The organism is Burkholderia sp. Bp9143, assembly GCF_003853645.1.
Classification (GTDB): Bacteria; Pseudomonadota; Gammaproteobacteria; order Burkholderiales; family Burkholderiaceae; genus Burkholderia.
Genome location: NZ_QTPO01000024.1, coordinates 40,230 through 65,638 on the forward strand (window position 1 = coordinate 40,230; position 25,409 = coordinate 65,638).

Below are 25,409 nucleotides of genomic sequence, written 5' to 3' on the forward strand. Positions count from 1 at the left end.
ATGCGGCTCATCACCGATCACGTCGCGCTTGTGCGCGATGACGTCTCCGCCGGCGTCCCGCTCGACTTCGATCTCTACGATGCGGGCGGCGCCGCGCTGCTGCCCGCCGGCACGACACTGCACGATCCCGCGCAGCACGACTTCCTGTTCGATCACTTCCGGCCCGTGCGCAGGCGCGATGACGCCGAGCCCGCCGCGCCGCCGCGCGACACCGCGCCGGCGGCCACGCGCATGGGGCTGTCGGCCGGCGCCGCGATCGGCATCCGGCGGCGGGTCGGCGCGACCCGCGTGCTGCAGCGTTGCCGGTTGATCGGGGTCGGTGCGTCGGGCGCGCTGTTCGTCGAGCCGCAGCCGGCGGTCGTGCTCGACTTTGCTCGCGGCGACGACGTCGAGGCTGTCGCGATCGGCCGGTCGGCGGTGTCGCGCTTCGGTGCGACGGTCGAAGCGGTGCAGGCAGCGGGCGCCACGCCGTTCATGGTGCTTTCGCCGCCCGGCTTCGTCGACCGGTTGCGCACACGTGCGGAGCCGCGCGTTCCGGTACGGCTCGCGGCCCGCTGCACGGGCGGGACGGCGCAGGCGGAAGGCATCGGGATCGTGCGCGATCTCAGCCTGCACGGATTGTCGATCGCGGTCGACCGGCCGCTCGCGGCGGCCGGCGAGCCGTTGCGCGTGCAGTTGCCGTATACGGATGGGGATCGCGTCGCGTTGCTGACGCTCGACGGTACGGTGCGCGCGGTGCATGCCGATCACGCAGCGCCGGACTGGACGCTTCACCACGCTGCTTTCGACGAAATTGCCGCCGCCGACCGGTTTTGTCTCAAGGCGTTGCTGTTCGACCTGTCGATCGGGGCCATGGAGACCGATCCGGTCCGTTGATATTTCAACGGGGGCAAACGCGGCAGCCGCAGGGCGGTTGTCCGCGGCCCGGTGGATCGATCCGCCCAGGCGAGGCATGCGAAAACGCGCCGCAGACTATTGTGTGCGGATGCTGCCGTAATCATCTGATGATTAGACGGAATGCCCAACAATTGTACGGATTCGGTCAACAGTGAATTTGCGATTTAAGTATTTACCCTGATAGCCGAGCCGCCTAGACTTTCACTCATGCGCAACGACTACCGAGTCCGAAGCGCCTGACAAAACAATCTGGAGGTAACGCATCATGAAATCGCTGATCAAGGCAGTTGCACTGGCCGCCCTGGTGGCCGCACCGGTCGTCTCGTTCGCCCAATCGAACCAGCAGCCGCTGACGCGCGCGCAAGTGCGTGCCGAGCTGGTCCAGCTCGAAAAGGCCGGCTACAACCCGAACGACTGGATGAACTATCCGGAAAACATCCAGGCCGCACAGGCAAAGATCGCCGCGGCACAGAACACCGGTGCGCAGGCTGACGCAACGGGCTACGGCTCGAACCCGGTCGCGACGTCGCAGTCGGGCCAGCGCGTGACCGCGCCGGCCGCCGCCGATCGTTCGTCAGTGTACGTCGGTCACTAAGCCGTTCGCCGCGCGGCCTCCGGGCCGCCGGCAAAGCCATATCGAAAGGCCCGCACTCATGTGAGTGCGGGCTTTTTTGCGTGCGCCGCACGCGTGACGCCGGCTGACAATCCGCCGCGCGTGCGCTAGCATCGCGGTCGGCATCGCCACGCTAGCGCGGCCGCGGCGAATGGGGTAGCGCCACGGCTTGCGACGCCGCGCGCCGAGGCGCGGCGGCAAGCCCGGCACCACGTTCCACGACTTCAACGAAAACAAACAGGAGCATCCATGCGTGTCTTGACCGGTCTGCTGTGCGCGCTGGCGCTGACCGCGAACGTTGCCCATGCGCAGGCGAATTGTGCGGACGCGGCGGATCAGGCGGCGATGACGGCATGTGCCGATCGCGCATACAAGAAATCCGACGCGGAGTTGAACCGCACTTACCAGGCCGTCACCGCGCGGCTACGCGATGCGAAGCCGCTCGCGGAGAAACTCGTGAGCGCGCAGCGCGCGTGGATCGCCTACCGCGATGCCGAATGCAACTTCTCCAGCGCGAACGCCGAAGGCGGCAGCGCGTATCCGATGGTCGTGTCGACCTGCCTCGACGATCTGACCAAGACGCGCACCGAGACACTGAAGGGATATCTGTCCTGCGAGGAAGGCGATCTCGCGTGCCCGGTGGCGGCGAAGTAACGGCTGCGTAGCGTCCGGCCGGGCCGGTCATATCGCACGTCGCGCGGCCGGCACGGATCGCCGGTCCGTTCGCCTAGACGTCGTCCGTTTCGTCGAGCAGCTTGTGCCGCATCGCGTAGCGGACCAGCGCCGCTTCGTGCGGCATCTGCATCTTTTCCAGGATCCGGGTCTTGTAGGTGCTGACCGTCTTCGCGCTGACGCACAGCGCCTGCGCGATCTCGGTCAGCGTCTGTCCGGCGGCGATCCGGCGGAACACGTCGAACTCGCGATCGGACAGCCGCTGGTGCGGCAGCGTCTCGGCCGGCTCGTTCAGGCTCTGCGCGAACTGCTCGGCCATCGCGAGGCTCACGTAGACGCCGCCCGACGCGACCTTGGTCACCGCGCCGACCAGTTCGGCGCTCGCGCTTTCCTTGGTCAGATAGCCCGACGCACCGGCGCGGAACGCGCGCACCGCGTATTGCTGTTCCGCGTGCATGGTCAGCACGAGCACGCGCAGCGCGGGCTTCTCGTCCTTGATCTGCTTGATCAGTTCGACGCCGTTGCGGCCCGGCATCGACAGGTCGAGCACCAGCACCTGCGCGGGCGTCGACCGAACGAGCGCGATCGTCGACGGTCCGTCGCATGCTTCGCCGGCCACTTCGAATCCGGTGGCGTTCTGGAGAATGTGCCGCAGACCGTCGCGCACGAGCGTATGGTCGTCGGCGATGAGCACCTTGATCATGTGAGGGTGGTTTCCTGTTGAACGGTGCCGAGCGGGAATGCGACGGTGATCGAGAAGCCGCGCGCGAGCGCGGTATCGATCGTCACGCTGCCGCCCAGCATGTGTGCGCGTTCGCGAATGCCGATCAGGCCGAACGATTTGTCCTCGTGGGCGCCGCCGCCGGGTGCCGCGCCGCGGCCGTTGTCCGCGACGCGCAGCACGCAGAAGCCTTCCTCGATGTCGAGCCGCAGCGCGACGCGCGTCGCGTCCGCATGGCGTGCGACGTTCGTCAGCGCTTCCTGGACGATCCGGAACAGCGTGGTCGCCCCGGCGCTGGTGAACGTGAGGCCGCCTGTTTCGATGTGGCGTTCGACGTCGATGCCGTAGCGGTTCGTGAAGTCGTTCGCCAGCCACTCGATCGCGGGCACGAGGCCGAGATCGTCGAGCATCACGGGGCGCAGGTCGGCCGCGATGCGCCGCACCGACGCGACGGTCGCGTCGATCAGCCGGCGCATGCCCTGCAGGTGCGACAGCACGCCGACTTCGGGTTGCCCATGGCCCGGTGCGCGCAGTTGCTGCTCGACGACCGACAGGTCCATCTTCAGCGCGGTGAGTTGCTGGCCGAGGTCGTCGTGCAGTTCGCGCGCGATGCGAGTCTTTTCCTCTTCGCGCACGTTCTGCAGGTTCGCCGACAGTTCGCGCAGCTCCTCGCGCGACTGCTTCAGCGCATTCTCGGCGCGCTGCCGCTCGGTGATGTCGCGCAGCATCACCGTATAGAGCTTGCCCGACGCATCGCGGATCTGCGAGATCGACGCCTCGATCGGGAACTCCTCGCCGTTGCCGCGCAGCCCGAACAGCACGCGCTGGCGGCCCATCTGCCGCTCGGACACGCCCGTCACGCCGAACTGGTCGACGTGCTTCGCATGCGCGGCACGAAACCGCTCGGGGATGAAGCGCGACAGCGGCGCGCCGATCGCCTCCATCGCCGACACGCCGAATACCTGTTCGGCCATCGGGTTGAAGATCACGACCGTCTGCTTCTCGTCGATCGTGATGATCGCTTCCATCGACGAACGGATGATGCCCATCATCCGCGCCTCGTTCAGGATGCCGCGGCTGCTGGCGCCGGTATCGGCGGCGCCGGCGCGGCCGCGCAGCAGCGCATGAACGAGCGCCGCGAACACGAACGACGCGATCAGCCCCGCGGCGAGCACCGTGCCGGCCGCGCGCTGCGCGCCGGTCGCGCTCGGGCGGCCGTCCGCGGAATAGGCGAGCGTCAGCACGGTCCCGCCGAAATACAGTTGGTCGGTGCGCCGCATCAGGTCGGGCGAGGCGGACGCCTCGTCGGTCGTCGTCTCGGCGCTCGCGATCGGGTGCGGATCGTCGCCCGCGCTCATCCGCAGGTCGAGCCCGCGTTCCGCGTCGAGCGCGCGCTCGACCAGGCGATTCGGACTCACTTCCGCGAACAGCACGCCGTCCGCGCCGGAGTCATGGGCGCCGGCCGGCGTGACGGCCGTGCGCGATGAAGCCGTCGCGGGTACGAACAGTGTGAGGGTGCGTGCATCGCGGGACGCATCGTCGTCGGCCGGATGGATCCCGAGTGCGACATCGCCGGTCCGCAGCGCACGCGTCAGCGGCGCCTGGTCCCGCGCGCCGAAGCGCACGCCGGCCGAGTTCGACGTCGGCGCAATGAGCGCGCCCGCCGCGAGCAGGCCGGCCGGCATCGGCGCGTGGCCGGCGAGGGCGCTGCGTGTCGCGGGTGACAGCGGCGCATAGCCGAGCTGGCGGATCGGCGAACGTCCGCGGTCGAGATCGAGCGTGTCGGCATACCGGCGCCATTGCTCGGGCGTCATCTGCGGCGCAAGCGCGAATGCGCCGCGCGCGCTTTCGAGCACGGCGACGCTGCCTTGCAGCTCGTGGCGCAGCATCGCCGTCACGTGCGTCGTGCGGCGCTCGAAACGCGTATGGACGGCGCCTTGCCACTGCTCGCGAACGAGCAGCGCGACGCCGAGCGACAGCGCCGCGCCGGCGAACAGCGTAACGACGCCGGCCGCGAGCGGCTGGCGTAACATGGTCTGGAAACGCGTGGGCCCTCGGGCGTCACGCGACGGGGTTCCACTGGCGGTCATTCGATGGCCATTCTGGTGTCGGGGCCGCCCGTGGCACGCGGGCAGCGCGGCAAAACCGGGAAAAACTCGCACCGGCCGCGTGCGACGTCTATTTTCAAGATGAAATTGTGCGCGTTTTACGCGTTTTTTGTAATAGGGTCAGCTGAAAATGAGATGGCCGGGCGGGGCAGCGGGCGTCCCGGCCACATTTGACGCGCGTCAACGGGCGCGTCGGCACGTGGGGCAGACTGTTCGGCAGGCGAGCCGGCATGGGGCCGGCTTGCGGTGGCGGGCACGTCGTTTGCGCGATGCGCGACGGGTGCCAGGTCGGAGGGCGGACCATGTACAAGCGGATTTTCGTCGGGCTCGATGGCAGCCCGAGTGCGCGTCTCGCGCTGAACGAGGCAATCCGGATCGCGGCGGCATCCGGTGGCGAGGTCACGTGCGCGTATGTCGTCGAGCACCGGCCGCAGCTCGTCGACGTCGATGCGGGCTTCGCGGCCGAGCGCGACGGCGACGCGGCGGCAGCCGATGCGGCGACGCCCGTGCTCGACGACGCGAAAGCGGCGCTCGCGCAGCGGCACGTGGCGGGCACCGTGCGCGCGCTCGACGCGTACGGCGAGGATATCGCCGTGGTGCTGATGCGCACGGCGGCCGAGGCCGGCGCCGATCTGATCGTGATGGGGACGAGCGGGCGGCACGGCCTGCGCCGGCTGCTGCTCGGCAGTGTCGCGGAATCGCTGCTGCGCGCGGCCGACCGGCCGGTGCTGCTGGTGCGGCACGACGAGCCGGCCGCGGCGGCAACCGCGTGACGGGACGGTGCGGCGCCGAGGTCTGAGCGGCGGCGGGCAGGGGGCAGCCGCGCGGACGCCGGCGTGATGGCGTGACGGCGAGCGCAGCGGCGCGTCAGTTGCATCGCTCGACGTGCCCCGCATACGCTTCGCCGCGACGGCGTTGTCGCGTAGCGCCGGTTGCATCGTGGCCCGCACTTCTGGCAGCATCGGCCGGTGTTCGCTTCATCGTCGCGCGCTGCGTTCCGCGCGCGATCCAGTCGCCGCGTGCATGGCCGCGGCGATCGACGCAGCGGCACGCGACGTCGGCCGATCGCATCGTCGATCGGCCGGGCCGTGCGTCGCGTGTCCGGTTCACTCCTTCATCGACGTCATCCGCCATGCCGATCTCCGCTGCCGACCTGATTCACCAGTTCGATCTGCAACCGCACCCTGAGGGCGGCTATTTCCGGGAAACCTACCGCGCGGCCGATACGGTCGTGCGTCCGGCCGACGGCGCGCCGCGCACGGCGTCGACCGCGATCTATTACCTGTTGTGCGACGGCGCGTATTCGTCGTGGCACCGGATCCGTTCCGACGAGGTCTGGCATTTCTACACAGGCGATCCCCTCGAAGTCTGGGTGCTCGACGAGCGCGACGGCCTGACGATCCACCGGCTCGGCAACCCGCTCACGCATCCGGGCACCGTGTTCCAGGCGGTCGTGCCGGCCGGGCGCTGGTTCGGCGCGCGCTGCGCGTCGCCGGAGCACGTCGCGCTCGTCGGCTGCACGGTTGCGCCGGGGTTCGAGTTTGCGGAGTTCGAACTCGCGGACGCGACGGCGCTGGCCGCCGCGTTCCCGGCGTACGCGGAATACGTCGCGGGGCTCGCGCAGCGCTCCGACGCGTGAGTGCGTCGGCGGCCATGCCGGCCGGCCCGCGCCGCCTCCGACGGCGGCCGTTCCGCGCGGTCTCGGCCAAACCCGTTTAGAATGCACCGTTGTGCAGGATCAGCTGCGGACGTGCCGCCGCGATCGCTGCCAGCCGTATCGGCGGCCGCCTCCGTCGCACGGTCCGCATGTCTTCCAGGAGCGCCGCCGTGTGGCACTTTCCCATTGCGATTCCCTCGTCGCTCGGCCCGTGGGCCGTGTTCGCGAGCGTACTGATCACGCAGCTCGGCGTGCCGGTGCCGGCCGTGCCGATGCTGATCCTCGGCGGTACGATGGCGGCGATGGGGCAGGCGTCCTGGGCGAGCATGTTCGCGGCCGCGATCGGCGCGACGATGCTCGCCGATTCGATGTGGTTCTTCATGGGCCGCACGCGCGGCCGGCGCTTGCTGAACGGGCTCGTGCGATTCTCGCTGTCGCTCGACACGACGCTGCGCTTCGCGCGTAACGTGTTCGAAAGATACGGCGCTCCGCTGCTCGTCCTCTCCAAATTCCTGCCGGGCCTCGGCCTCGTGTCGGCGCCGCTGCTCGGCACGACCGCGATCGGCATCGGCGTGTTCCTGTTCTGGGATCTGGCGGGCGCGTCGCTGTGGGCCGCGTTCTGGCTCGTCGGCGGCGCGGCCGTGCATGACCAGATCGTCCAGTTCGTGCTGTGGGTGCGCGCAAGCGGCGGCACGATCCTCGACGCGTTCCTCGCGATCTTCATCACGTTCCTGCTGTACCGCTGGGTGCGCCGCGTGCAGTTCCGCCGCTACCTCGCGCAGGTGCGCATCTCCCCGCCGCAGCTCGTCGAAATGATGACGTCGAACGAGCCGCCGCTGATCTTCGATGCGCGTCCGCGCGCGATTCGCGAACGCGAGCCGTTCCGGATTGCCGGTGCGGTGCCGGTCGATCTCGATTCGCCGGACCTGCTGGATCCGGAACTGCTGAAGCGGCCGATCGTCGTGTATTGCGTGTGCCCGAACGAGGCGACCGCGAAGCGCCTGATCGCCAAGATGCAGCGCAAGAAGATGCTCCACAACATCAAGGCGCTGAAGGGCGGCCTCGATGCGTGGGAGAAGCACGGCTATCCGGTCGAGCCGTTGCCGGCCGATCTCGATGCGTCGCGGTATTTCGTGCGGCCGGATCACGGCACCGCGCTCGAAGGCGAATATACGGTGCGCGCGACGCTGTCGAAATAAATCGTGCGCGGGATTCCGCGCACGTCGCGATTCCGCCGCCGATTTCACGCCTGTCATTCCGGCGAAAATCGGCTGGCGCGAATCCTCTGATTCTGGACGTGGTGCGTGATCCTGATCGCGCAGATGCGCTTTCACCGCACGCTGTCGGCCGACAGGATCGCGGGACTGCCGATCCGCGTGCCGTTCTATCCGCTCGGCTCGTTCGTCGCGCTTGGGTTTCTCGCGCTGGTCGTCGTGCTGATGGCGTTCACGCCGGACACGCGCATCGCGCTCGTGATCGGCCCGGTGTGGATCGTGCTGCTCGGCGTCGCCTACGCGATGTTCCATGCGAACCGCGCGGGTGCGCCCGCGTCGACGAAGTCGTAAGCAAACCGGCCGAACGCCGCGGCACCGCGCGCGGCGCATGCGTGCGCGGCGCATCGCGGCCCGCACGGGTATTGATCGCGATCATGCACGTGCGGGCCGGACGACATATGCTTCCTGAATCACTTGTCCGCGCTTCGCGTGGCCGTCCGCCGATTCCCGCGACCGCGTCGGCGGTCCGTCCGCCGCGCGCCGCTGCCCGCGCGAAGCTCCGGTCGTCGTCCGCGACGACGCGTCCGCAAGGAGGCCTTCGCCATGCAAACCACCCCGACCATCCCGCCGCTCGCGCGGATCTCGCTGGCCGTCGATCTGACGCCGGAGTCGCTGTCCGCCGCGCGCTACACGCGCACGCTGCTGCGGCCAGGCATGCAGGTTCGCATCGTCTGCGCGATCGACAATCCGCGTCTCGTGCTGCCCGACATCCCGCGCGTCGACGCGCTGCTGACCTCCGCGCGCGAGGACATGACGCGCGAAGCACAGGCGACGCTCGAGCGCATCGCCGCACTGTTCGCCGGCTGCGGCGTGGCGATCGAGCAGGTGATCATCGATACGTCGGTCACGGGCGGCACGGTGGCCGATGCGCTCGCGAACGACACGTCGGCATGGGGTGCCGACGTGCTCGTGGTCGGCGCCAATCCGCATCATGGGCTGCTGCGGCTCATCGAGGGCGCGGTGTCCGACACGCTCGCCGCGCGCGCCCGCTGCGCGCTGCTGATCGTGCCAGCTGACTATGCGCGACCGGCGGACGGGCCGCTGCAGCGCCTGATGTTCGCGGTCGACGGCAGCGAGCCGTCGCTGCACGCGGTGCGCGTCGGGCTCGGCTTCGCGGTGCCGACGACGCTGCTGTACGCGGCCTATGTCGTCGATCGTGCGGTTCGTCTGACGGATCTGGTACCGGTGCGCGCGCTCGAGGATGCGTATCGCGCGGAGGGCGAGGATGCGCTGGCGCGGATCGGCCCGCTGTTCCATGCAACGGGGAACCCGACCAAGCGCGGCGTCGTCGAAACCCGTCCGACCAGCGATGACGTCGCCCATGCGCTGATGCGCGACGCGGTGCACTGGCATGCGGAACTGCTGGTGGTCGGCACGCACGGCCGGCGCGGCATCGCGGCCTGGCTGATCGGCAGCGTCGCGCGTCGGGTCGCGCATCTCGCACAGGTGCCGGTGCTGCTCGTGCGCGGCGCGGCGTGAAGATCGCGCCGTGACGGATGCGAAGCGGCGTTTCGTTGACCTGCATCAGAAACGCCGTGCGCGTCGCATGAGACAGTCACACGACGTCCGTGTGCGGCGGATGGCCTGTCGTCCATGCGCGCTGCCGCGATTCGACACGTCGGGTCTGGAACCGCACGTTCCGGCGCGTGTCCGATGCCGCTGCGATTCAACCGATTTCCGGAGCCTTGCCGCGCAGCGCGTGGCGCATCGGCCGATCAAGAACTCTCTGGCACGAGGGTAGGCAGCCTGCGGCTGCCTTGGACAACGGACGGGGTGCATCGCACCCCGTCCGCTTTCCTGGCCCCGTCAGACACTTTTCCTCGCAGGTATTTTCTTTGTCGATGTCGCCGTGTGGAACGGCGCGTGACGCCACGCGATCGCGCAATCGCGGAATCGGTGTGGATCGCGGCAGGCGCTGCGCGCCCGGCGCCGGATCGGTGACACAGCCGTCGTAGCCATTACGTGGCCGCGTGCGGCGTCGGCTGCGTTCAGGCCTTTACGCGGCGCGAGGCGCTCGCAGGTCGTGCCGGCGGTGCGCGCCGCGGCATGCGCGTGCTCGGCGACGCACGCCATGCAGACGGCCTCGTCCGCCCGGCGTGCGATTGCGCAGCCGCGGCCAGCCGGGGCGCGTCTTGCGTCGCAGCCTCACGGCGACCTGTGCGTCGGTACCGGTCCGCGCGCAGAGCGCAGCGGCGAACCGCTGCAGCGCGAGCACCGACCCCGCGACGCTCTGGTATTTCTCGCGGCCGATCTGCCCGTCGAGCGTGACGAGCAAGCCCGATTCGCGCGCGAGCGCGAGCAACGCGTCGAGATCCTCAGGCGGGCGGATTGCGGCCGGCACGGCGGGCACGGACAGCATGCGCGTGCGCCGCTGTCCGTCCCGCGCCGGGAAGTTGCGATGTGACATGGTTGGTCTCCCTGCGCCCGACCCCGCGCGCCGGCTCGATGGCCGGCTGAGCGATGACCGGGTATGAACGCATCGTTCATGACATCAGTATCCGCCGCGGAGACCGTGCTGCCAATCGGCGCGCGCTGAAGTCGCTGTCAGACATTGCGTATGAGGTATCGGAATCCGCTGACACACCGGACGACGATCGGCTGCCGCGGCGCGTGGCGGGCCCGCGCGCGATGCCCAGCACCCCCATTCAGATGCATTCGAACAGACGAATCGCGGCCGGCGCGCGTCACTTGACGCAGGATTTCGGCCGGTCTAAGTTCCCCATAGCATCGGCGTCGCGCGACGGTTCATCGTCCGCGCGATCGGCGGTGCCGCGCCTCGGGGGGCGTGGCAATCCTTCCAGTCGTTCGCGGGCCATGGGCGCCGCGAATCCTGCGCGTGGGCCGATTCTGCAAAGGATCGGCGCGGCGGCACGCAATGTGCCGATGATCTTGCGCAAACACGCTTCGGCGCATCGCACGCCGGGCGGTCATCCAGTCTCTAATCTTCAGGTAGCGTCATTTTTTCCTTTCGTTCCTCGACCGTCAGGAGCCGTCGATGTCACCGGACAATTTGCTTGATGCTTTGAAGGCCGTCGCCGAACAACGCTCGATCGGCGCCGACCAGTTGCGCACGATGCTCGACGACGAAGTGCGTGCTTTGTCGTCCGATGCCCGCGTGCACGACTACATCCACGTGTTCGCGATTCGGCACCTGCGCGAACGGATGCGCAGACAGGACGAACTCGAGCGCGACACGCAGGCCAGTACGCCGCACAAGGAGCCGGATGCGAGTACCAGTCGCCGTCTGTGACGGCCGCCCGCCGCGGCCGGCGCCACCGGTGCTCCCGGATCGCGGCGGACCTTCGACCGATGCGCGTGCACTCGGCGCGGGCCACCGCCGCACGCGCCGAAACGCGCTCGCGCGCCGGCAGCGTCTTTCGTCATACGTTTCGTTGAAGTGACACGACGGCCTCAAGAAAGCGGCGCGGATGCCGTTTACCCGGTGAATTCGTCCACCGGGCGTTCGCGCTCCCTTACCGAGTCGTTTCCATGCTTTCGTCCATTCGCACCCGCATTCTTGCCGCGTGCGTCGCCATCGTCGTATTCGCGCTCGTCGCCACCACGCTGATCAACTATTTCATCGCGCACGCATACAACGACGACGCGATCGACCGCAACCTGACATCCGTCGCCAGCGGCCACGTGGTCGGCATCGGCGACTGGGTCGCGACCCGGAGCCGCATGATCGCGTCGCTGCAGGATGCCGCGCTGTCGCCCGATCCGCTGCCGGTGTTCAAGCAGATGGCTGCGGCCGGCGGCTTCACGAACGTCTACGCGGGCTATGCGGACAAGGTGTTCCGTTTCTCCGACCCGACCGGCATCCCGCCCGACTACGACCCGACCGGCCGTCCGTGGTACAAGCAGGCCGCCCAGGCCGGCAAGCCGGTGGTCACGCCGCCGTACGTCGACGCGGGCACCGGCAACCTGGTCGTCACGTTCGCGGTGCCGATCCTGCGCGACGGTGCGCTGAAGGGCGTCGTCGCAGCCGACGTCACGATGGACAGCGTGATCGCGAACGTGAAGTCGATCCACCCGACGCCCGCGAGCTTCGGGATGTTGATCGACAGCAGCGGCCACGTCGTCGCGCATCCTGACGCGAAGCTCACGCTGAAGCCGGTCGCCGACGTGTCGCCCGACCTCGGCGGCATGAGCGCCGCGTCGCTGGCCGCGGCCGCCGTGCCGGTCGAAGTGCACGTCGGCGGCGACGCGAAGCTGGTGCGCGCGCGGGCCGTGCCGGGCACCGACTGGTACGCGCTGGTCCTGCTCGACAAATCGGAAGCGACGGCCGGGATGCGCTCGCTGCTGACCGCGTCGCTGATCACGCTGGTGGTGATCGTCGGCGTCGCGTCGCTGATCGTCGGCGCGATCACCACGACCGCGTTCCGCCGCCTGTCGCAGGTGCGCCAGGCTATGGCGTCGATCGGCTCGGGCACGGGCGACCTGACGCAGCGCCTGCCGGCCGACGGCCGCGACGAGGTGGCCGATATCGCGCGCTCGTTCAACAGCTTCGTCGACAAGCTGAACGACGTGATGCGGCAGATTCGCGACGCGAGCGAATCGGTGCGCACGGCCGCGAACGAAATCGCCGCGGGCAACCAGGACCTGTCGTCGCGCACCGAATCGGCGGCGGCGAGCCTCGAGGAAACGGCGGCATCGATGGAAGAAATCACCGCGACGGTCGGCCAGTCGGCAGCCGCTGCCGGCCAGGCCGACGAACGCGCGGCCGCGGCATCGCGGATCGCGTCGCACGGTGGCGTGGTCGTATCGGACGTCGTGTCGACGATGGGGAAGATCGAGGAAGCGTCGGGCCGGATCGGCGACATCATCGGCGTGATCGACGGGATCGCGTTCCAGACCAACATCCTCGCGCTGAACGCGGCCGTCGAAGCGGCGCGTGCCGGCGAGCAGGGCCGCGGCTTCGCGGTCGTCGCGCAGGAAGTGCGCAGTCTCGCGCAACGCAGCGCGCAGGCCGCACGCGAGGTGAAGGTGCTGGTCGAATCGACGGTGGCGAGCGTGTCGGCGGGGTCGGGGCAGGTGCGCCAGGCCGGCGATACGATGCGCGAGATCGTGTCGAACGTCGCCAACGTGACGACGATCATCTCCGAGATCACGCACGCGGCGAACGAGCAGACGCGCGGCATCCAGGAAGTGAACCGCGCGGTCACCCAGCTTGACGAAATGGTGCAGCAGAATGCGGCGCTCGTCGAACAGTCGACCGCGGCTGCGACCGCGCTGCAGACGCAGGCGAACGCGCTCGCGACGACGGTCGGGCAGTTCAAGGTTGCATGACCTGCATCGGTTGACGCAGGCCGGGCCGCTGCGCGCGGCGATGCTCAGGCGCGGTCGCCGTCGCGCATCAGCGCAAGCCGGTTGTAGAGCGTCTTCAGGCTGATGCCGAGCGCTTTCGCGGCCTCTGGCTTGTTGCCGTCGAAGTGCTGCAGCGTCGCCGCGATGAAGCGCTGCTGCGCATGGTGCAGCGTCGCACCGAGCGGCAGCGCCATCGCGTCGTCCGACGTGTGGTCGGGCGGCATCGCCGGCTTCGGCAGCGCGACGTCGATGCCGTCGTCCGCGAGGATGTACGCGCGCTCGATCGTGTTGTGCAGCTCGCGCACGTTGCCGGGCCACGAATACGCGCGCAGCGCGGCGATCGCCGCGTCGGTCAGCCGCTTGTGCGAACGGTGCCGCGCGTTGAGCGTATCGACGAACTCGTGCGCGATCGCCTCGACGTCGCCGTTGCGCTGGCGCAGCGGCGGCACATACAGCGCGAACGCGGCGAGACGGTAGAACAGATCCTCGCGCAGCCGCCCGTCGCGCACGGCTTCGGCCGGATTGTGGCGGGTCGCCGACACGATGCGCACATCGAGCGGAATCGACTCGGTGCCGCCGACCCGCACGATCGCGTTCGATTCGAGCGCGCGCAGCAGCTTCACCTGCAACGATGCGGGCATCTCCGCGATCTCGTCGAGCAGCAGCGTGCCGCCGCACGCGGCTTCGAAGAATCCCTCGCGTTGCGCGACCGCGCCGGTGAAGCTCCCTTTCTCGTGACCGAACAATTGCGCTTCGGCGATGTCCGCCGGAATCGCGCCGCAGTTGACCGGCACGAACGGCCCGTCGCATCGCGCGCTGAGGTCGTGCAGCCGGCGCGCGACGATATCCTTGCCGACCCCGCTTTCGCCGGCGATCATCACGCTGGCGCGGGTCGGAGCGATTTTCTCGATACGGCCGAGCAGCGTGCGCATCGCCGCGGAGCGGCCGGACAGCCGGCGCGCGTCGGCGCGCTGCTTCGGACGGTTTGCGGATTCAGCCATAGGCGTCAGCGGGCCGTTTTGAAAATCGGCATCGCGCATTCCCTTCATTGCAATATTTATATCGACAGAGAAACCGCACGGAAGGTGCCGGAATATAGAAATTTCCAATGTGCGATGCGATGCGCGAAGAAATAGGCGATCGCCGGGGTACGAAGCCGATATGCGGCAGCCGATGCCTTTTTACAGCCGACGTCTGAAAAATCGAAAGCCGGCTGCAACCGCGCTCCGCGCAAACGTGGCAGGGCGGCCGGGCGACGCGGCGCGGCGGCACGTGCCGCGGGCTGCGCCGCGACATCGCCGGACGCCATGCCGCGGGTACGCGCGTTGCGGATCCTCCCAGGCTCGCCCGGTCCGCTTGACGGCATGCCGTCAAGCGACGGTCGCCGCGGCGATGCAGGGAAACGATGAGGACCTTTACCCATGAGCTGTTCCGGCAGGGCGCATGGGTCGTGCTGGCCGTCGGGCTGGCGTCCGCGCTGCAGGCGTGGGCGATTCACGTCGTCGGCATGCATGCACCGTTTGCGCCGCTGCCTTTCTACGTCGGCGTCGCGGCTGCGGCCTGGCTGACGTCGTTCGGCGGCGGCCTGGCCGCGACCGCCGCGAGCGTGGCCGTGATCGGGGCGTTGTGGTGGCGCGATGTGCCGCTGCCCGCGTTGCTCGCCCAGGCCGGCGCCTTCGTCGCGATCAGTTTCGTCGAATGCGCGCTCGTGATGGCCGTCAAGCCGCTGCTCGCAAACGATCGGCTGCGCGGGGCCGAGGATGCCGAAGGAGGCGACGCACGCGCGCCGCGCCGCGAACCGGCGCCCGCGGCGCGCTCGCTCGACGACATCCTGCTGCGCCGCGTGGTCGATGCATCGCCCGACGCGATCGTCGGCGTCGATGCGGTACGGCGGATCACGAGCTGGAACCCGGCTGCGCGGCGCCTGTTCGGCGTCGACGTCGCGGCGGTGATCGGGCACGACGTCACGACGCTGATCGCGCCGCGCTGGCTGCGATTGCATCCGGTTCCCGCATCGTTCACGAACGCGCGCGCACTAGCCGGCCCGCTCGACATCCTGTGTCTGCGCCACGACGGCGGCCGCTTTCGCGCGACCTTCGCGGCGGCACCGATCGTCGACGCGCAAGGCACCTGCACTGGCCTGTCGCTGACGCTGCGCGAGGCGCACGAACGCCGCCGCGACGAGCGGCGCGACCTGCGTTCGTTGCGTGGTGCCCGTGACGCGCGCGTGCAGGCCGACGAGTCGAACCGGCTGAAGGACGAACTGCTGGCCACCGTATCGCATGAACTGCGCACGCCGCTGAACGTGATCTACGGCTGGGTCGAGGTGCTGCGCAGCGCCGACGGCCAGGGTTTCGCTCCCCAGGCGATCGATGCGATCGATCGCAGCGCGCGGTCGCTGTCGCGGATGGTCGGCGACCTGCTCGACGCCTCGTCGCTCGCGACGGGCCGGATGCGGCTCGAGCGCGCGCCCGTCGATCTCGTGCGCGTCGTGCGCGAAGCGGTGCGCGGCCTCGGTTCGACCGCGGAGGCGAACGGTCTCGAACTGTCGACCGAGTGCGCGATGTCCAACTGCGTGATCTCCGCGGACGGCGAGCGCGTGCGCCAGGTGCTGTCGAACCTGCTGTCGAACGCGATCAAGTTCACGCCGCCGGGCGGCCGCATCAAGGTGTCGCTGACCCGGGCCGGCGCGCGCGTGCGGCTGTCGGTCGCCGATACGGGCCAGGGCATTTCCGCGGAACGCCTGCCGCATCTGTTCGATACGTTCAACCGTCCGGAAGGCGCATCCGCGTCGCCGAAGCGTGGCCTGGGGCTCGGCCTGTCGATCGTGCGCAACATCGCACGGCTGCACGGCGGCGAGGTCACGGCGGCGAGCGCAGGCGCCGGGCGCGGCACGACCGTGACCGTGATGCTGCCGGTGGACTGGGGCGCCGACGATCTGAACGGCCAGCCGTTACGGCCGAGCGGTGCGTCGACGGCGGTCGCGCTCGATGGCCAGCGCGTGCTGGTGGTCGATGACGATGCGACGTCGCGCGCGAGCCTCGCGGCAGCGCTCGAAACGCTGGGCGCCCAGGTGTCGACCGCGCAATCGGGGCACGACGCGCTCGACGTGGTCGCGCGGCAGCACCCGAGCGTCGTGCTGTCCGATCTCGCGATGCCGGACGGCGACGGCTTCTGGCTGCTCGACCACATCCGCCATTTGCCGGACGGCGCCGGGCATCTGCCCGTCGTCGCGGTGACCGCGCATGCGGGTACCGCGGACCGGAACCGCGTGATGGCCGCCGGTTTCGACGCATATCTGTGCAAGCCGGTCGACATGCCGACGCTGGCCGGCGTGATCGTCGACGTGTCGCCCGCCGGACGGCGCCGCTGACGCACGGCGGCCTCCGCAACGCCACCGGGCGGCACGATGAGGGATCGAACACCACGCATCGCGACGCCAGCGACATCGACGTGCAGGCGCACGACCGCGTGGCCGCATGGCCGAGTTGACGGACAGCATGCCCGACGCGCGGCAACGCGCGACCGCGATTTCGGTCGTGCACGACGTCGACGGTATGCGCGGCGTGCGCGACAGGCTGCGGATCCGCCGACGGAAGTAACGCGATGCGCGGGCAAGCGTCGGGCCGATCGGTCGCCCGATACGGAGGTCAGGATGAAAACGAACGACAGGCACTCGTGCCGATCCGTCGCGTTTGCCGGCACCGCGTCCATGCTGGTATCGGGCGTGCTCGCGGTGTTCGGCGTGCCGGCATTCGCGCCGGCGCAGGCCCAGGCCCAGGCGCCGCCGGCATCGTCCGTTCATGTCGCGCCGGGCGTCGTCCGTCCCGGCGCGACTGCCGACGAGGCGGACATGACGCGGCGGCCGACCGGCATCGACGCCGAATTCGTCGACAAGGCCGGCATCGTCTGCAAGACGGAGCTGCAGGCGAGCCAGCTCGCGCTCGATCGGTCGTCGAATCCGGACGTGAAGGCCTTCGCACGCCGGATGGTCGACGATCACGTTCGCATGACCGCGGAATTGCGCCGGCTCGGCGCGCAAAAGGGCTTGCCCGTGCAGGCGCGCATGCTGGTCGATCCGGCGGTGACGACGCTGCGAAGCATGAATGGCCGTGCCTTCGACAAGGAGTACATCGAGCTGGCGGGACCGAACGCGCACGAGGCGGCGATCAGGCTCTACGAAGCCGAAGCGCGCGATGGCCACGATCCGCAGCTTCGCGCATTCGCGGCGGACACGCTGCCGACGCTGAAGGCGCACCTGGGCGCCGCGCGCAAGCTCGAGCGTTCGATCGCGGCCGCGCGCTGATCCGCACGGGCGAACCCGCACGTCCGTCAGTGCGGCCGCGTATCGCTGTCCGGGCCGTCCGGCGACGCCTCGTATGGCGGCGAGTCGAGCGCCGTTTCGCCTTCCTCGATCAGCCAGTACGGCGATGCACCGTAGTACGCGTGCAGCCCCTCGGCCCAGGCGGGATCGGCCATCGTCGGCCAGCGGTCCTGCTCGAAGCCCGGCGCGTCGCGCACGCGCTCGGTCGAAACGGGCAGCACGAAGCAGCGGCGCTCGGCATCGAGCGTCAGCACGTTCCACGGCACCGCGAGCAGCTTGTCGCCGATCCCGGGCAACCCGCCCGACGACACGACCGCATACGCGATCCGGCCCGAGCGGACATCGAGCATGATGTTCGTGACCTTGCCGATGTCGTCGCCGTCGATCGTCAGCACGCGATCGTCTTCCAGCGTGCCGGCGGCCATCACGTCCGGCCCGGGGCCGCCGGCCGAACGGCCGCGGTCGCCGACGATGCGCGCCTGCGTGCGCGACGGTCTGTCCGTTGTCATTGCTGTTCTCCTGGTCGAGGCGGCGCGGCATACGCGGCGCGCGGGCCGCACGGGTGAGGGCAGCCGATCAGCGGCGACGCGGCAGGGACACGTCCTCGAGCGTATTCGCCAGCTCGTCGCGTGCCGGGCCGCCCGCGCGTGTCGCGATGTCGCCCAGCGACACGATGCCGACGATCTGGCGGTTGGCGTCGAGCACCGGCATCCGGTGCAGCTGCACGTCGGCCATCCGTTGCTGCACGTCGCCGACGCCGTCGTCCTCCACGCACCACTGCACCGGCGCGGATGCGACGACCTTCACCGGGGTATCGGGCGCATGCCCGTGCGACAGCGCGCGCACCGCGAGGTCGCGGTCCGTCACGATCGCGACGAGCTCGGCGCCGTCGCAGACGGGCAGCACGCCGATGTCGAAGCGCTGCATCAATTCGGCCGCATGGCGAATCGTGTCGGTCGGCGCGACGCACACCACGTCGCGCGACATGATTTCGTTGACGCGATACATGAACGCCTCCTTCGTGAGCGAGACGATGCGGAAGCAGGACGCGTGCCGCGTTCAATCGGCACACGGAGGGCTTGCGCGGCCGGGCCACGGAGAAATTTGCCAGCCGGCTTGTACATCTTCCACGGCGGCAGCCGCGGCCGGGTTGCGAGCAACGCTCAGTGGCCGACGCCCGTCATCACGACGATTGCCAGGACCAGCGCGCTCTCGATCGCGGCCAGCGCCGCGACACCCGCGGCGCCGCTGACTTCGTGCCATGCACGTTCGATGCATTTCATCAGTTCACTCCAGTTGGGCCGGCCCGGCGCTGCGCTGCCGCGCATCGCGGGCCGGGGTGCCGCCGTCAGCCGTGATCGCGGGGCGGTGGGGGCGCGTCGGGCGCGCGACGTTCGCGTTCGCCGGACGGCCTGGCGGGGTCGATGCGAGTCGCGCCGCCGACGGCGGGCGGATCGCTGGCCGGGAACGACTCCTCGAGTCCTTCGTCGATGCGCTCTTCCGTCTTGTCATCGGACGGCTTGCGCGACGCGGCGCAGAGGAGCGGGCCGGCAGCCGGTGACACGGCGTCGCGGCAACCGGGGGCGTAAACGGTCATGATCGAACCTCCTTACGGGTAACGACGGGCGCAAGCGCCATGCCCGTGCAGCCCGGGCGGCATGACGCCTGTAGCCGTCGAGCCGGCCGGGCTGGCGGACACATGGCCCGCCAGCCGCCGGCGTGGACGAGAGGACATCGTGATGAATGAACCCAGGGAAAGGATACGTTACGACGCGAACGTGTGCGGCGGCGATTTCAGTCATGTGCGTGAGCGTTTCGACATATGGAAGCGCGAATCGCGGGCCCATCGACCCGAGCGGCGCATGTTCGACGGGAAGGGCGAGGTTCGCGGGCTGAACCATGCCGTCTACGCGGGGCCGGAAAGCGCACGGCGGGCGCTGGTCGCGCGATGCGCGACGTCCGATCCGTTCGCGCTCGCAGTGGGGCCCGCCGCCGATGGGTGCATCCTGTGGCTGGTGATGGCGGCTTGCGACGCATGATCGGGTGCGCGGTCGCCCGGCCGGGCAGGCACGTCGCTTGCGTACGCTCGCCGCGCCAATCGACACGCGCGAGCCGCCGCGCAGGAGTGCGATGAATATGCGATCCATGCTGCACCGTCCCGAACCGACGCCCGATGTCGATCCCGATCCGGCGCTGCCTGAGCACGACGATCCGGTCGATCCGCCCGTGCCCCCAGGCCTGCCGCAGGGCGATCCGCCGTCGCGGCCGCCGCCGATCCGGATGCCGGGCGGGCGCAGCGAACCGCGGCCGGCCGCGTGATCACTGAAAGGAGGACCATCATGGACATTCACGTGCAATCGCCGGACAAGCGCGCGATCGCTCAGGTGCTGGGCCGCTATTTCGAGTCGCGTTCGTTGCGCTATCACATCGAGGAGTTGCCGGGCGGCGTGCTGCATATCGGCTTTCGCGCGAGCGGCCGCCCGGTCGCCGTCACCGTGTCGTTCGACGACACCGCCTACGACACCTACACGCACTGGGACGCAAGCCAGAAGCAGCTCGCGCTCGGACGCCTCGCGGACGGCTTCTCGCGCATGATGGCGAAGCGCAGCCCGGCCGCGCTCGCGGGCGACTATCACGTCGAGCGTTTCTGATTCCGCAACCCTGCGCCGGTTCGTACCGGAATGCGGCAAAGTGCCCGTGCTCAACGGGCGCTTTGCGGCTTCGCGTGCGCCGGCGTAGGATGTTCACAATTCAGCGCACGCTACGTTCGCGCCGTCGGCTGCCCGCCGTTGCAGCCGATCAGGCTGCGACGCGCTTTCCCTCAGGTTCGTTTCGTGCAACCGACGGAGACCGCCTTGATGACCGTTGCCCGCCCGTTGTTGTCACCCGGTACCCGCCGGTTCGTGTCCGGCCTGTCGGCCTTCGCCGCGCTGGCGGCGGCCGGTGCCCGCGACGCGTCGGCGCAGACGCCTTCGCCGCTCGGCGAATGGCAATACTCGGCGGGCGTCCCGCTGCAGAAGCTGTTCAGTCCGACCGTCCCCACGTGGCAGGTCAGCGTCGGCGCCGCGATGACACTGCAGCCGCGCTACGCGGGCTCCGATCGCTATCGCGTGATGGGCGGCCCGAACTTCGACGTGCGCTATCGCGACCTGTTCTTCCTGTCGACGGGCGAGGGGCTCGGCGCGAACGTGCTGCGCGGGCCCAACTGGCGCGTGAGCCTGTCGGTCGGCTATGACCTCGGACGCCGCTCGGCCGACGACCTCGACCACCTGAACGGGCTCGACAACATCAACGCGGCGCCGGTGATGAAGCTCGCGGCCGACTACGTGATCTCGAAGGATTTCCCGCTCGTGCTGCGCGCGGATGTCCGGCGCAGCATCGGCGGCTCGAACGGCTGGGTCGGCGATTTCTCCGCGTACATGCCGATGCCGGGCAGCAACGAAAACTTCTTCTGGTTCGCCGGGCCGACCGTGTCGTTCGCCGATTCGCGCTACATGAACAGCTGGTTCGGCGTGAACCCGGGCGCGTCCGCGCGTTCGGGGCTGCCCGCCTATTCGTCGGGCGCGGGGATGAAGTCGTTCGGCGCCGGCGTGACGATGGTCTGGTTCGTCAACAAGCACTGGTTCGTGACGATGGACGGCGCGATCGAACAGCTCGTCGGCCGCGCACGGCGCAGCCCGATCACGCAGCAGTCGACGAACGGCGTGTTCGACATGTCGGTGAATTACCAGTTCTGACCGGATCGGCGCCGTTGGGGCGGCCACGGGGTGGGGCGTGGCATGCGGCATGTTTCGTCACATTTGATATGATTCCGACCTGTACAAACGTACAGTGATCGATCCCCGTGACGCCTGCATTGCCGACGCCCCCGGCGTTTTACTACCTGACCAATTTCGAACGCGCGCTGGCCTGGCTCGGCGAGCGTTACGACGACCTGCTCGACGCGGGCGAACACGCGTTTCTCGCGCATTTCGCGCAACTGCCGAAAGTGTCGCGTGCATTGCTCGTGCGGATGCTGATGCGCAGCGGCTCCGACTTCCGCGCGAGCAAGCTCGTGTACGACGAAATCGGCTGCACGCTCGACGCGGCCGCGCCGCTCGTCGCACTCGGCTGGGTCGATCCGGCACCCGCGCTCACGCTCGACGCGCTGTTCGCGCTGTCGACCAAGGCCGACCTGCTGAAGGTGTTCCCGTCGCTCGCCGCGCATGCGGGCGAGCGCAAGCCCGACTGGCTAGAACGGCTGCGTCCCGCGCACGACGTGGCGCAACCGCTCGACGCGTGGTGCGCGCAGGCCGGCGATCGCGTGCTGCGCGTGACGGTCGGCGCGCTGTGCGACCGGCTGCGGCTGATGTTCTTTGGCAATCTTCATCAGGACTGGAGCGAATTCGTGCTCGCCGATCTCGGCGTGTTCCAGTACGAAAGCGTGCCGATCGCGCCGTCGTCGCGCGCGTTCCAGCAGCGCGACGACGTCGATACGTATCTCGCGCTGCAGACCTGCCGCGAAGCACTCGACGCATGGCCCGACGACCAGCCGTTCGACGACCTGCTGCAGGCGATCGACGCGGTCGGCTGCGCGCAGCCGTGGCTCGCGACGCGCCGCGCGAAGCTGCTGTTCACGCTCGGGCAGATCTGCGAGCGCCGCGCCGACTGGACCGCCGCGCTGGACGCGTATGCGCGCAGCGCGTGGCCGGGCAGCCGGCACCGGCGCATTCGCGTGCTCGAACGCTGCGGACGCGACGACGCTGCGCTCGCGCTGGCGCTCGATGCGCGCGGCGGCTTCGAAAGCGACGAGGAGCGCCAGCGCGTCGAGCGGATGCTGCCGCGCTTGCAGCGCTGTCTCGGGCAGCGGGTCGAACGCGCGGGCAGCGCGCCCGACGTGCCGCGCGAAACGCTCGTGCTGGTGCGCCCCGAAGCGTTCGTCAGCGTCGAATACGCGGTGCGCGACCATCTTGCACAGCCCGACTCGCCGGTTCACTACGTCGAGAACACGCTGATCAATTCGCTGTTCGGGCTGCTGTGCTGGGAGCCTGTGTTCGCGGCCGTGCCCGGCGCGTTCTTTCACCCGTTCCAGCGCGGCCCGGCCGACCTGCACGCGCCCGATTTCGCGGTGCGCCGCGCGGACGCGTTCGCCGCCTGCTTCGCGCAGCTCGACTCGGGCGCCTACCGCGACACGATCCGCCGGCACTACGCAGCGAAGATGGGGCTGCAGTCGCCGTTCGTGTTCTGGGGCGTGCTGACCGACGAACTGCTCGACGAGGCGCTGGCTTGCCTGCCGCCCGAGCACCTGCGGTTGTGGTTCACGCGCCTGCTCGCGGATATCCGCGGCAACCGCTCGGGGCTGCCCGATCTCGTCCGTTTCTGGCCCGGCGAGCGGCGCTATGAACTGATCGAGGTGAAGGGCCCCGGCGACCGGCTGCAGGACAACCAGACGCGCTGGCTCGCGTACTGCATCGCGCACGGCATTCCGGTGCGTGTCGTCGATGTCGAATGGGCCGGTGACGGTGTCGAGCAGGCCGAAGCGGCGGGGCTGTCCGCATGAGCTATGTCGTCGCGGTGCGGGCGATGTGCGAGTTCACCGCGCGACGCGGCGATCTCGACCTGCGCTTCACGCCCGCGCCGACCGCGCTCGAAGGCATCGCCGGTCACGGCGCCGTCACGTCGAAGCGCGGTGCGCGCTACGAAACCGAGATCGCGCTGAGCGGCACGTGGGGCACGCTCACCGTGCGCGGGCGCGCGGATGGCTACGATCCGGTCGCGAACCGGCTCGAGGAGATCAAGACCTACCGCGGCAGCCTCGACGCGATGCCGGCCAATCATCGCGCGCTGCACTGGGCGCAGGCGAAGGTCTATGCGCACCTGATGTGCGACGCACGCGGCCTCGCGGAAATCGACGTCGCGCTCGTGTATTTCGACATCGTGTCGGAGCGCGAGACCGTGCTGACGGAAACGCTGAGCGCAAGCGTGCTCGCCGCGTTCTTCGCCGAGCAGTGCGCGTGCTTCGTCGGCTGGGCCGAGCGCGAAACCGCGCACCGCGCGGCGCGCGATGCGGCGCTGCGTGCGCTGACGTTTCCGCACGGCGAGTTCCGCAGCGGTCAACGCGAGCTGGCCGTGTCCGTCTATCGGGCGGCGCGCGACGAACGCTGCCTGATGGCGCAGGCGCCGACCGGCATCGGCAAGACGCTCGGCACGGTGTTCCCGCTGCTGAAGGCGTGCGGCGAGGGCGAGCTCGATCACGTGTTCTTCCTGACCGCGAAGACGCCCGGCCGCGCGCTCGCGCTGGACGCCGCGACCACGCTCGGCGCCGGCACGCCGGCGCTGCCGCTGCGCGTGCTGGAGCTCGTCGCGCGCGACAAGGCGTGCGAGCATCCGGACCGCGCGTGTCACGGCGAATCGTGCCCGCTCGCGCAAGGCTTCTACGACCGGCTGCCGGCCGCGCGCGACGCGGCGATCGGCGCGGGGCTGCTCGATCGCGACACCGTGTGCGAGGCGGCCCTCGCGCACGACGTCTGCCCGTATTACCTCGCGCAGGAGCTGGCGCGCTGGTCGGACATGATGATCGGCGACTACAACTACTACTACGACGGCAGCGCGATGCTGCATACGCTCGCGCAGCAGAACCAGTGGCGCGTCGGCGTGCTCGTCGACGAGGCGCACAACCTGCTCGATCGCGCACGCAAGATGTACAGCGCATCGCTCGACCCGTTCGCGTTCACGGCCGCGCGCGAGGCCGCGCCGGCGGCACTGCGCAAGGCGTTCGACCGGCTCGCGCGCGCGTGGGGCACGCTCAATCGCGCACAGGCCGAGCGCTATTCGGCGTACCCCGAGATTCCGGGGCCGATCGTGTCGGCGGTGCAGAACCTCGTCGCGACGATTGGCGAACACCTGACCGATGCGCCGCGCGCGAACGGCGACGCGCTGTTGCGCTTTCATTTCGAGGCGATCCAGTTCGGCGTGCTCGCCGACGCGTTCGACAGCGCGTCGATCTTCGACGCGACGCTGCACGGCGAGCCGCTGCCGCGCCAGTCCGGGGTCGCCGGTGTCGCGCCGGCAGGGCGCAGGCGCCGCATCCAGTCGACGCTGTGCGTGCGCAACGTGATTCCGGCCGGTTTTCTCGCGCCGCGCTACGAAGCCGCGCGCGCGACCGTGCTGTTTTCCGGCACGCTGAGTCCGTTTCATTTCTATCGCGACACGCTCGGGTTGCCGGCCGATACCGGCTGGCTCGATGTCGACGGGCCGTTCCGCGCCGAGCAACTGACCGTGCGCGTCGCGAGCCACGTTTCGACGCGCTGGCGCGACCGCGACCGTTCGCTCGAACCGATCGTGGATCTGATCGCCGCGCAGTATGCGACGCGGCCCGGCAACTACCTCGGTTTTCTCAGCAGCTTCGACTATCTCGGGCGCGTCGTCGCGCTGATGCAGACGCGCCACCCTGACGTGCCCGTGTGGGCCCAGGCGCCCGGCATGGCCGAAAGCGAGCGCGACGCATTTCTCGCGCGCTTCGACGCGGGCGGGCGCGGGGTCGGCTTCGCGGTGCTGGGCGGTGCGTTCTCGGAAGGCGTGGACCTGGTCGGCGAGCGGCTGATCGGTGCGTTCATCGCGACGCTCGGGCTGCCGCAGGTCAACGACGTCAACGAACAGATGCGGCGCGCGATGGATACGCGTTTCGGCAACGGTTACGACTACATCTATCTGTTCCCGGGCTTGCAGAAGGTCGTGCAGGCGGCCGGGCGCGTGATCCGCACCGAACACGACGAGGGCGTCGTGCATCTGATCGACGATCGTTACCGGCGGCGGGAGGTGCGCGATCTGCTGCCGCGGTGGTGGCGGATCGGGTGA

23 protein-coding genes and 2 pseudogenes are annotated in these 25,409 nt (G+C 69.4%); 18 read left to right on the top strand and 7 right to left on the bottom strand.

Features of this window, described 5'->3' with window-relative positions:
- The 3 genes from DIE23_RS19275 (at window position 1) to DIE23_RS19285 (ending at window position 2,164) form a co-directional block, all read left to right on the top strand.
- Complete coding sequence (locus DIE23_RS19275) at window positions 1-876, top strand: PilZ domain-containing protein (RefSeq protein ID WP_124613590.1); 876 nt, start codon at window positions 1-3, stop codon at window positions 874-876.
- 286 nt (window positions 877-1,162) lie between these two features.
- Window positions 1,163-1,492: a DUF4148 domain-containing protein gene (locus DIE23_RS19280; RefSeq protein ID WP_124613591.1), complete on the top strand. Its 330-nt coding sequence runs from the start codon at window positions 1,163-1,165 to the stop codon at window positions 1,490-1,492.
- Window positions 1,493-1,759: 267 nt separating this feature from the next.
- Window positions 1,760-2,164, top strand: coding sequence for a lysozyme inhibitor LprI family protein (locus DIE23_RS19285; RefSeq protein ID WP_124613592.1), 405 nt, complete (start codon window positions 1,760-1,762; stop codon window positions 2,162-2,164).
- A 73-nt stretch (window positions 2,165-2,237) separates the two neighbouring features.
- Here DIE23_RS19285 and DIE23_RS19290 read toward each other — a convergent pair whose 3' ends face one another.
- Window positions 2,238-2,885, bottom strand: coding sequence for a response regulator transcription factor (locus DIE23_RS19290; RefSeq protein WP_006755659.1), 648 nt, complete (start codon window positions 2,883-2,885; stop codon window positions 2,238-2,240).
- Complete coding sequence (locus tag DIE23_RS19295; protein WP_124613593.1) at window positions 2,882-4,993, bottom strand: PAS domain S-box protein; 2,112 nt, start codon at window positions 4,991-4,993, stop codon at window positions 2,882-2,884. The genes DIE23_RS19290 and DIE23_RS19295 overlap by 4 nt, the downstream gene beginning before the upstream one ends.
- Window positions 4,994-5,313: 320 nt before the next feature.
- On the opposite strand from DIE23_RS19295, the gene DIE23_RS19300 reads away from it, so the two are divergent.
- The 5 genes and pseudogenes from DIE23_RS19300 (at window position 5,314) to DIE23_RS19320 (ending at window position 9,421) form a co-directional block, all read left to right on the top strand.
- Window positions 5,314-5,784 carry a universal stress protein gene (locus tag DIE23_RS19300; protein WP_124613594.1) on the top strand — a complete coding sequence of 157 codons (471 nt, stop codon included), beginning with the start codon at window positions 5,314-5,316 and terminating at the stop codon, window positions 5,782-5,784.
- A 359-nt stretch (window positions 5,785-6,143) separates the two neighbouring features.
- On the top strand, window positions 6,144-6,650 hold the full coding sequence (locus DIE23_RS19305; RefSeq protein ID WP_124613595.1) for a cupin domain-containing protein: 507 nt from the start codon (window positions 6,144-6,146) through the stop codon (window positions 6,648-6,650).
- A gap of 188 nt (window positions 6,651-6,838) precedes the next feature.
- Window positions 6,839-7,867, top strand: coding sequence for a DedA family protein/thiosulfate sulfurtransferase GlpE (locus DIE23_RS19310; protein ID WP_124613596.1), 1,029 nt, complete (start codon window positions 6,839-6,841; stop codon window positions 7,865-7,867).
- 93 nt (window positions 7,868-7,960) lie between these two features.
- Window positions 7,961-8,233: pseudogene (locus DIE23_RS19315) on the top strand (amino acid permease); the annotation flags it as partial.
- Between the two features lie 252 nt (window positions 8,234-8,485).
- Entirely contained in the window at window positions 8,486-9,421 is a 936-nt protein-coding gene (locus DIE23_RS19320) for a universal stress protein (protein ID WP_124613597.1), read from the top strand.
- 517 nt (window positions 9,422-9,938) lie between these two features.
- On the opposite strand, the gene DIE23_RS19325 is transcribed toward DIE23_RS19320, so the two are convergent.
- On the bottom strand, window positions 9,939-10,349 hold the full coding sequence (locus DIE23_RS19325) for a hypothetical protein (protein WP_124613598.1): 411 nt from the start codon (window positions 10,347-10,349) through the stop codon (window positions 9,939-9,941).
- Between the two features lie 588 nt (window positions 10,350-10,937).
- Here DIE23_RS19325 and DIE23_RS19330 point away from each other — a divergent pair.
- Together DIE23_RS19330 and DIE23_RS19335 are read left to right on the top strand one after the other, a co-directional pair.
- On the top strand, window positions 10,938-11,192 hold the full coding sequence (locus DIE23_RS19330; RefSeq protein ID WP_124613599.1) for a DUF3562 domain-containing protein: 255 nt from the start codon (window positions 10,938-10,940) through the stop codon (window positions 11,190-11,192).
- A 239-nt stretch (window positions 11,193-11,431) separates the two neighbouring features.
- Window positions 11,432-13,231, top strand: coding sequence for a methyl-accepting chemotaxis protein (locus tag DIE23_RS19335; RefSeq protein ID WP_124613600.1), 1,800 nt, complete (start codon window positions 11,432-11,434; stop codon window positions 13,229-13,231).
- 44 nt (window positions 13,232-13,275) lie between these two features.
- Here DIE23_RS19335 and DIE23_RS19340 read toward each other — a convergent pair.
- Window positions 13,276-14,366, bottom strand: a pseudogene (locus DIE23_RS19340) (sigma-54 interaction domain-containing protein).
- Between the two features lie 288 nt (window positions 14,367-14,654).
- Here DIE23_RS19340 and DIE23_RS19345 point away from each other — a divergent pair.
- Window positions 14,655-16,622 (top strand): ATP-binding protein, encoded by a 1,968-nt coding sequence (locus DIE23_RS19345; RefSeq protein WP_124613601.1) that lies wholly within the window; start codon window positions 14,655-14,657, stop codon window positions 16,620-16,622.
- A gap of 282 nt (window positions 16,623-16,904) precedes the next feature.
- Window positions 16,905-17,555 (top strand): DUF4142 domain-containing protein, encoded by a 651-nt coding sequence (locus tag DIE23_RS19350; RefSeq protein WP_124613602.1) that lies wholly within the window; start codon window positions 16,905-16,907, stop codon window positions 17,553-17,555.
- A 26-nt stretch (window positions 17,556-17,581) separates the two neighbouring features.
- Here DIE23_RS19350 and DIE23_RS19355 read toward each other — a convergent pair whose 3' ends face one another.
- From DIE23_RS19355 to DIE23_RS19365, 3 genes are all read right to left on the bottom strand, one after another.
- A complete protein-coding gene (locus DIE23_RS19355) occupies window positions 17,582-18,082 on the bottom strand; it encodes a PRC-barrel domain-containing protein (RefSeq protein WP_124613603.1) in 501 nt (166 codons plus the stop codon).
- A gap of 67 nt (window positions 18,083-18,149) precedes the next feature.
- Window positions 18,150-18,581 (bottom strand): CBS domain-containing protein, encoded by a 432-nt coding sequence (locus tag DIE23_RS19360; RefSeq protein WP_124613604.1) that lies wholly within the window; start codon window positions 18,579-18,581, stop codon window positions 18,150-18,152.
- 340 nt (window positions 18,582-18,921) lie between these two features.
- Window positions 18,922-19,170, bottom strand: a complete 249-nt coding sequence (locus DIE23_RS19365; RefSeq protein WP_124613605.1) for a hypothetical protein — start codon at window positions 19,168-19,170, stop codon at window positions 18,922-18,924.
- 142 nt (window positions 19,171-19,312) lie between these two features.
- Between DIE23_RS19365 and DIE23_RS19370 the strand changes: the two genes are divergently transcribed.
- From DIE23_RS19370 to DIE23_RS19395, 6 genes are all read left to right on the top strand, one after another.
- Entirely contained in the window at window positions 19,313-19,612 is a 300-nt protein-coding gene (locus tag DIE23_RS19370) for a hypothetical protein (protein WP_124613649.1), read from the top strand.
- A gap of 91 nt (window positions 19,613-19,703) precedes the next feature.
- Window positions 19,704-19,892 (top strand): hypothetical protein, encoded by a 189-nt coding sequence (locus DIE23_RS19375; protein ID WP_124613606.1) that lies wholly within the window; start codon window positions 19,704-19,706, stop codon window positions 19,890-19,892.
- 20 nt (window positions 19,893-19,912) lie between these two features.
- Window positions 19,913-20,224: a hypothetical protein gene (locus tag DIE23_RS19380; RefSeq protein WP_044843100.1), complete on the top strand. Its 312-nt coding sequence runs from the start codon at window positions 19,913-19,915 to the stop codon at window positions 20,222-20,224.
- A gap of 207 nt (window positions 20,225-20,431) precedes the next feature.
- Window positions 20,432-21,310, top strand: a complete 879-nt coding sequence (locus tag DIE23_RS19385; RefSeq protein WP_124613607.1) for a MipA/OmpV family protein — start codon at window positions 20,432-20,434, stop codon at window positions 21,308-21,310.
- A gap of 107 nt (window positions 21,311-21,417) precedes the next feature.
- Window positions 21,418-23,112: a VRR-NUC domain-containing protein gene (locus tag DIE23_RS19390; RefSeq protein ID WP_124613608.1), complete on the top strand. Its 1,695-nt coding sequence runs from the start codon at window positions 21,418-21,420 to the stop codon at window positions 23,110-23,112.
- A complete protein-coding gene (locus DIE23_RS19395) occupies window positions 23,109-25,409 on the top strand; it encodes an ATP-dependent DNA helicase (RefSeq protein ID WP_124613609.1) in 2,301 nt (766 codons plus the stop codon). The genes DIE23_RS19390 and DIE23_RS19395 overlap by 4 nt, the downstream gene beginning before the upstream one ends.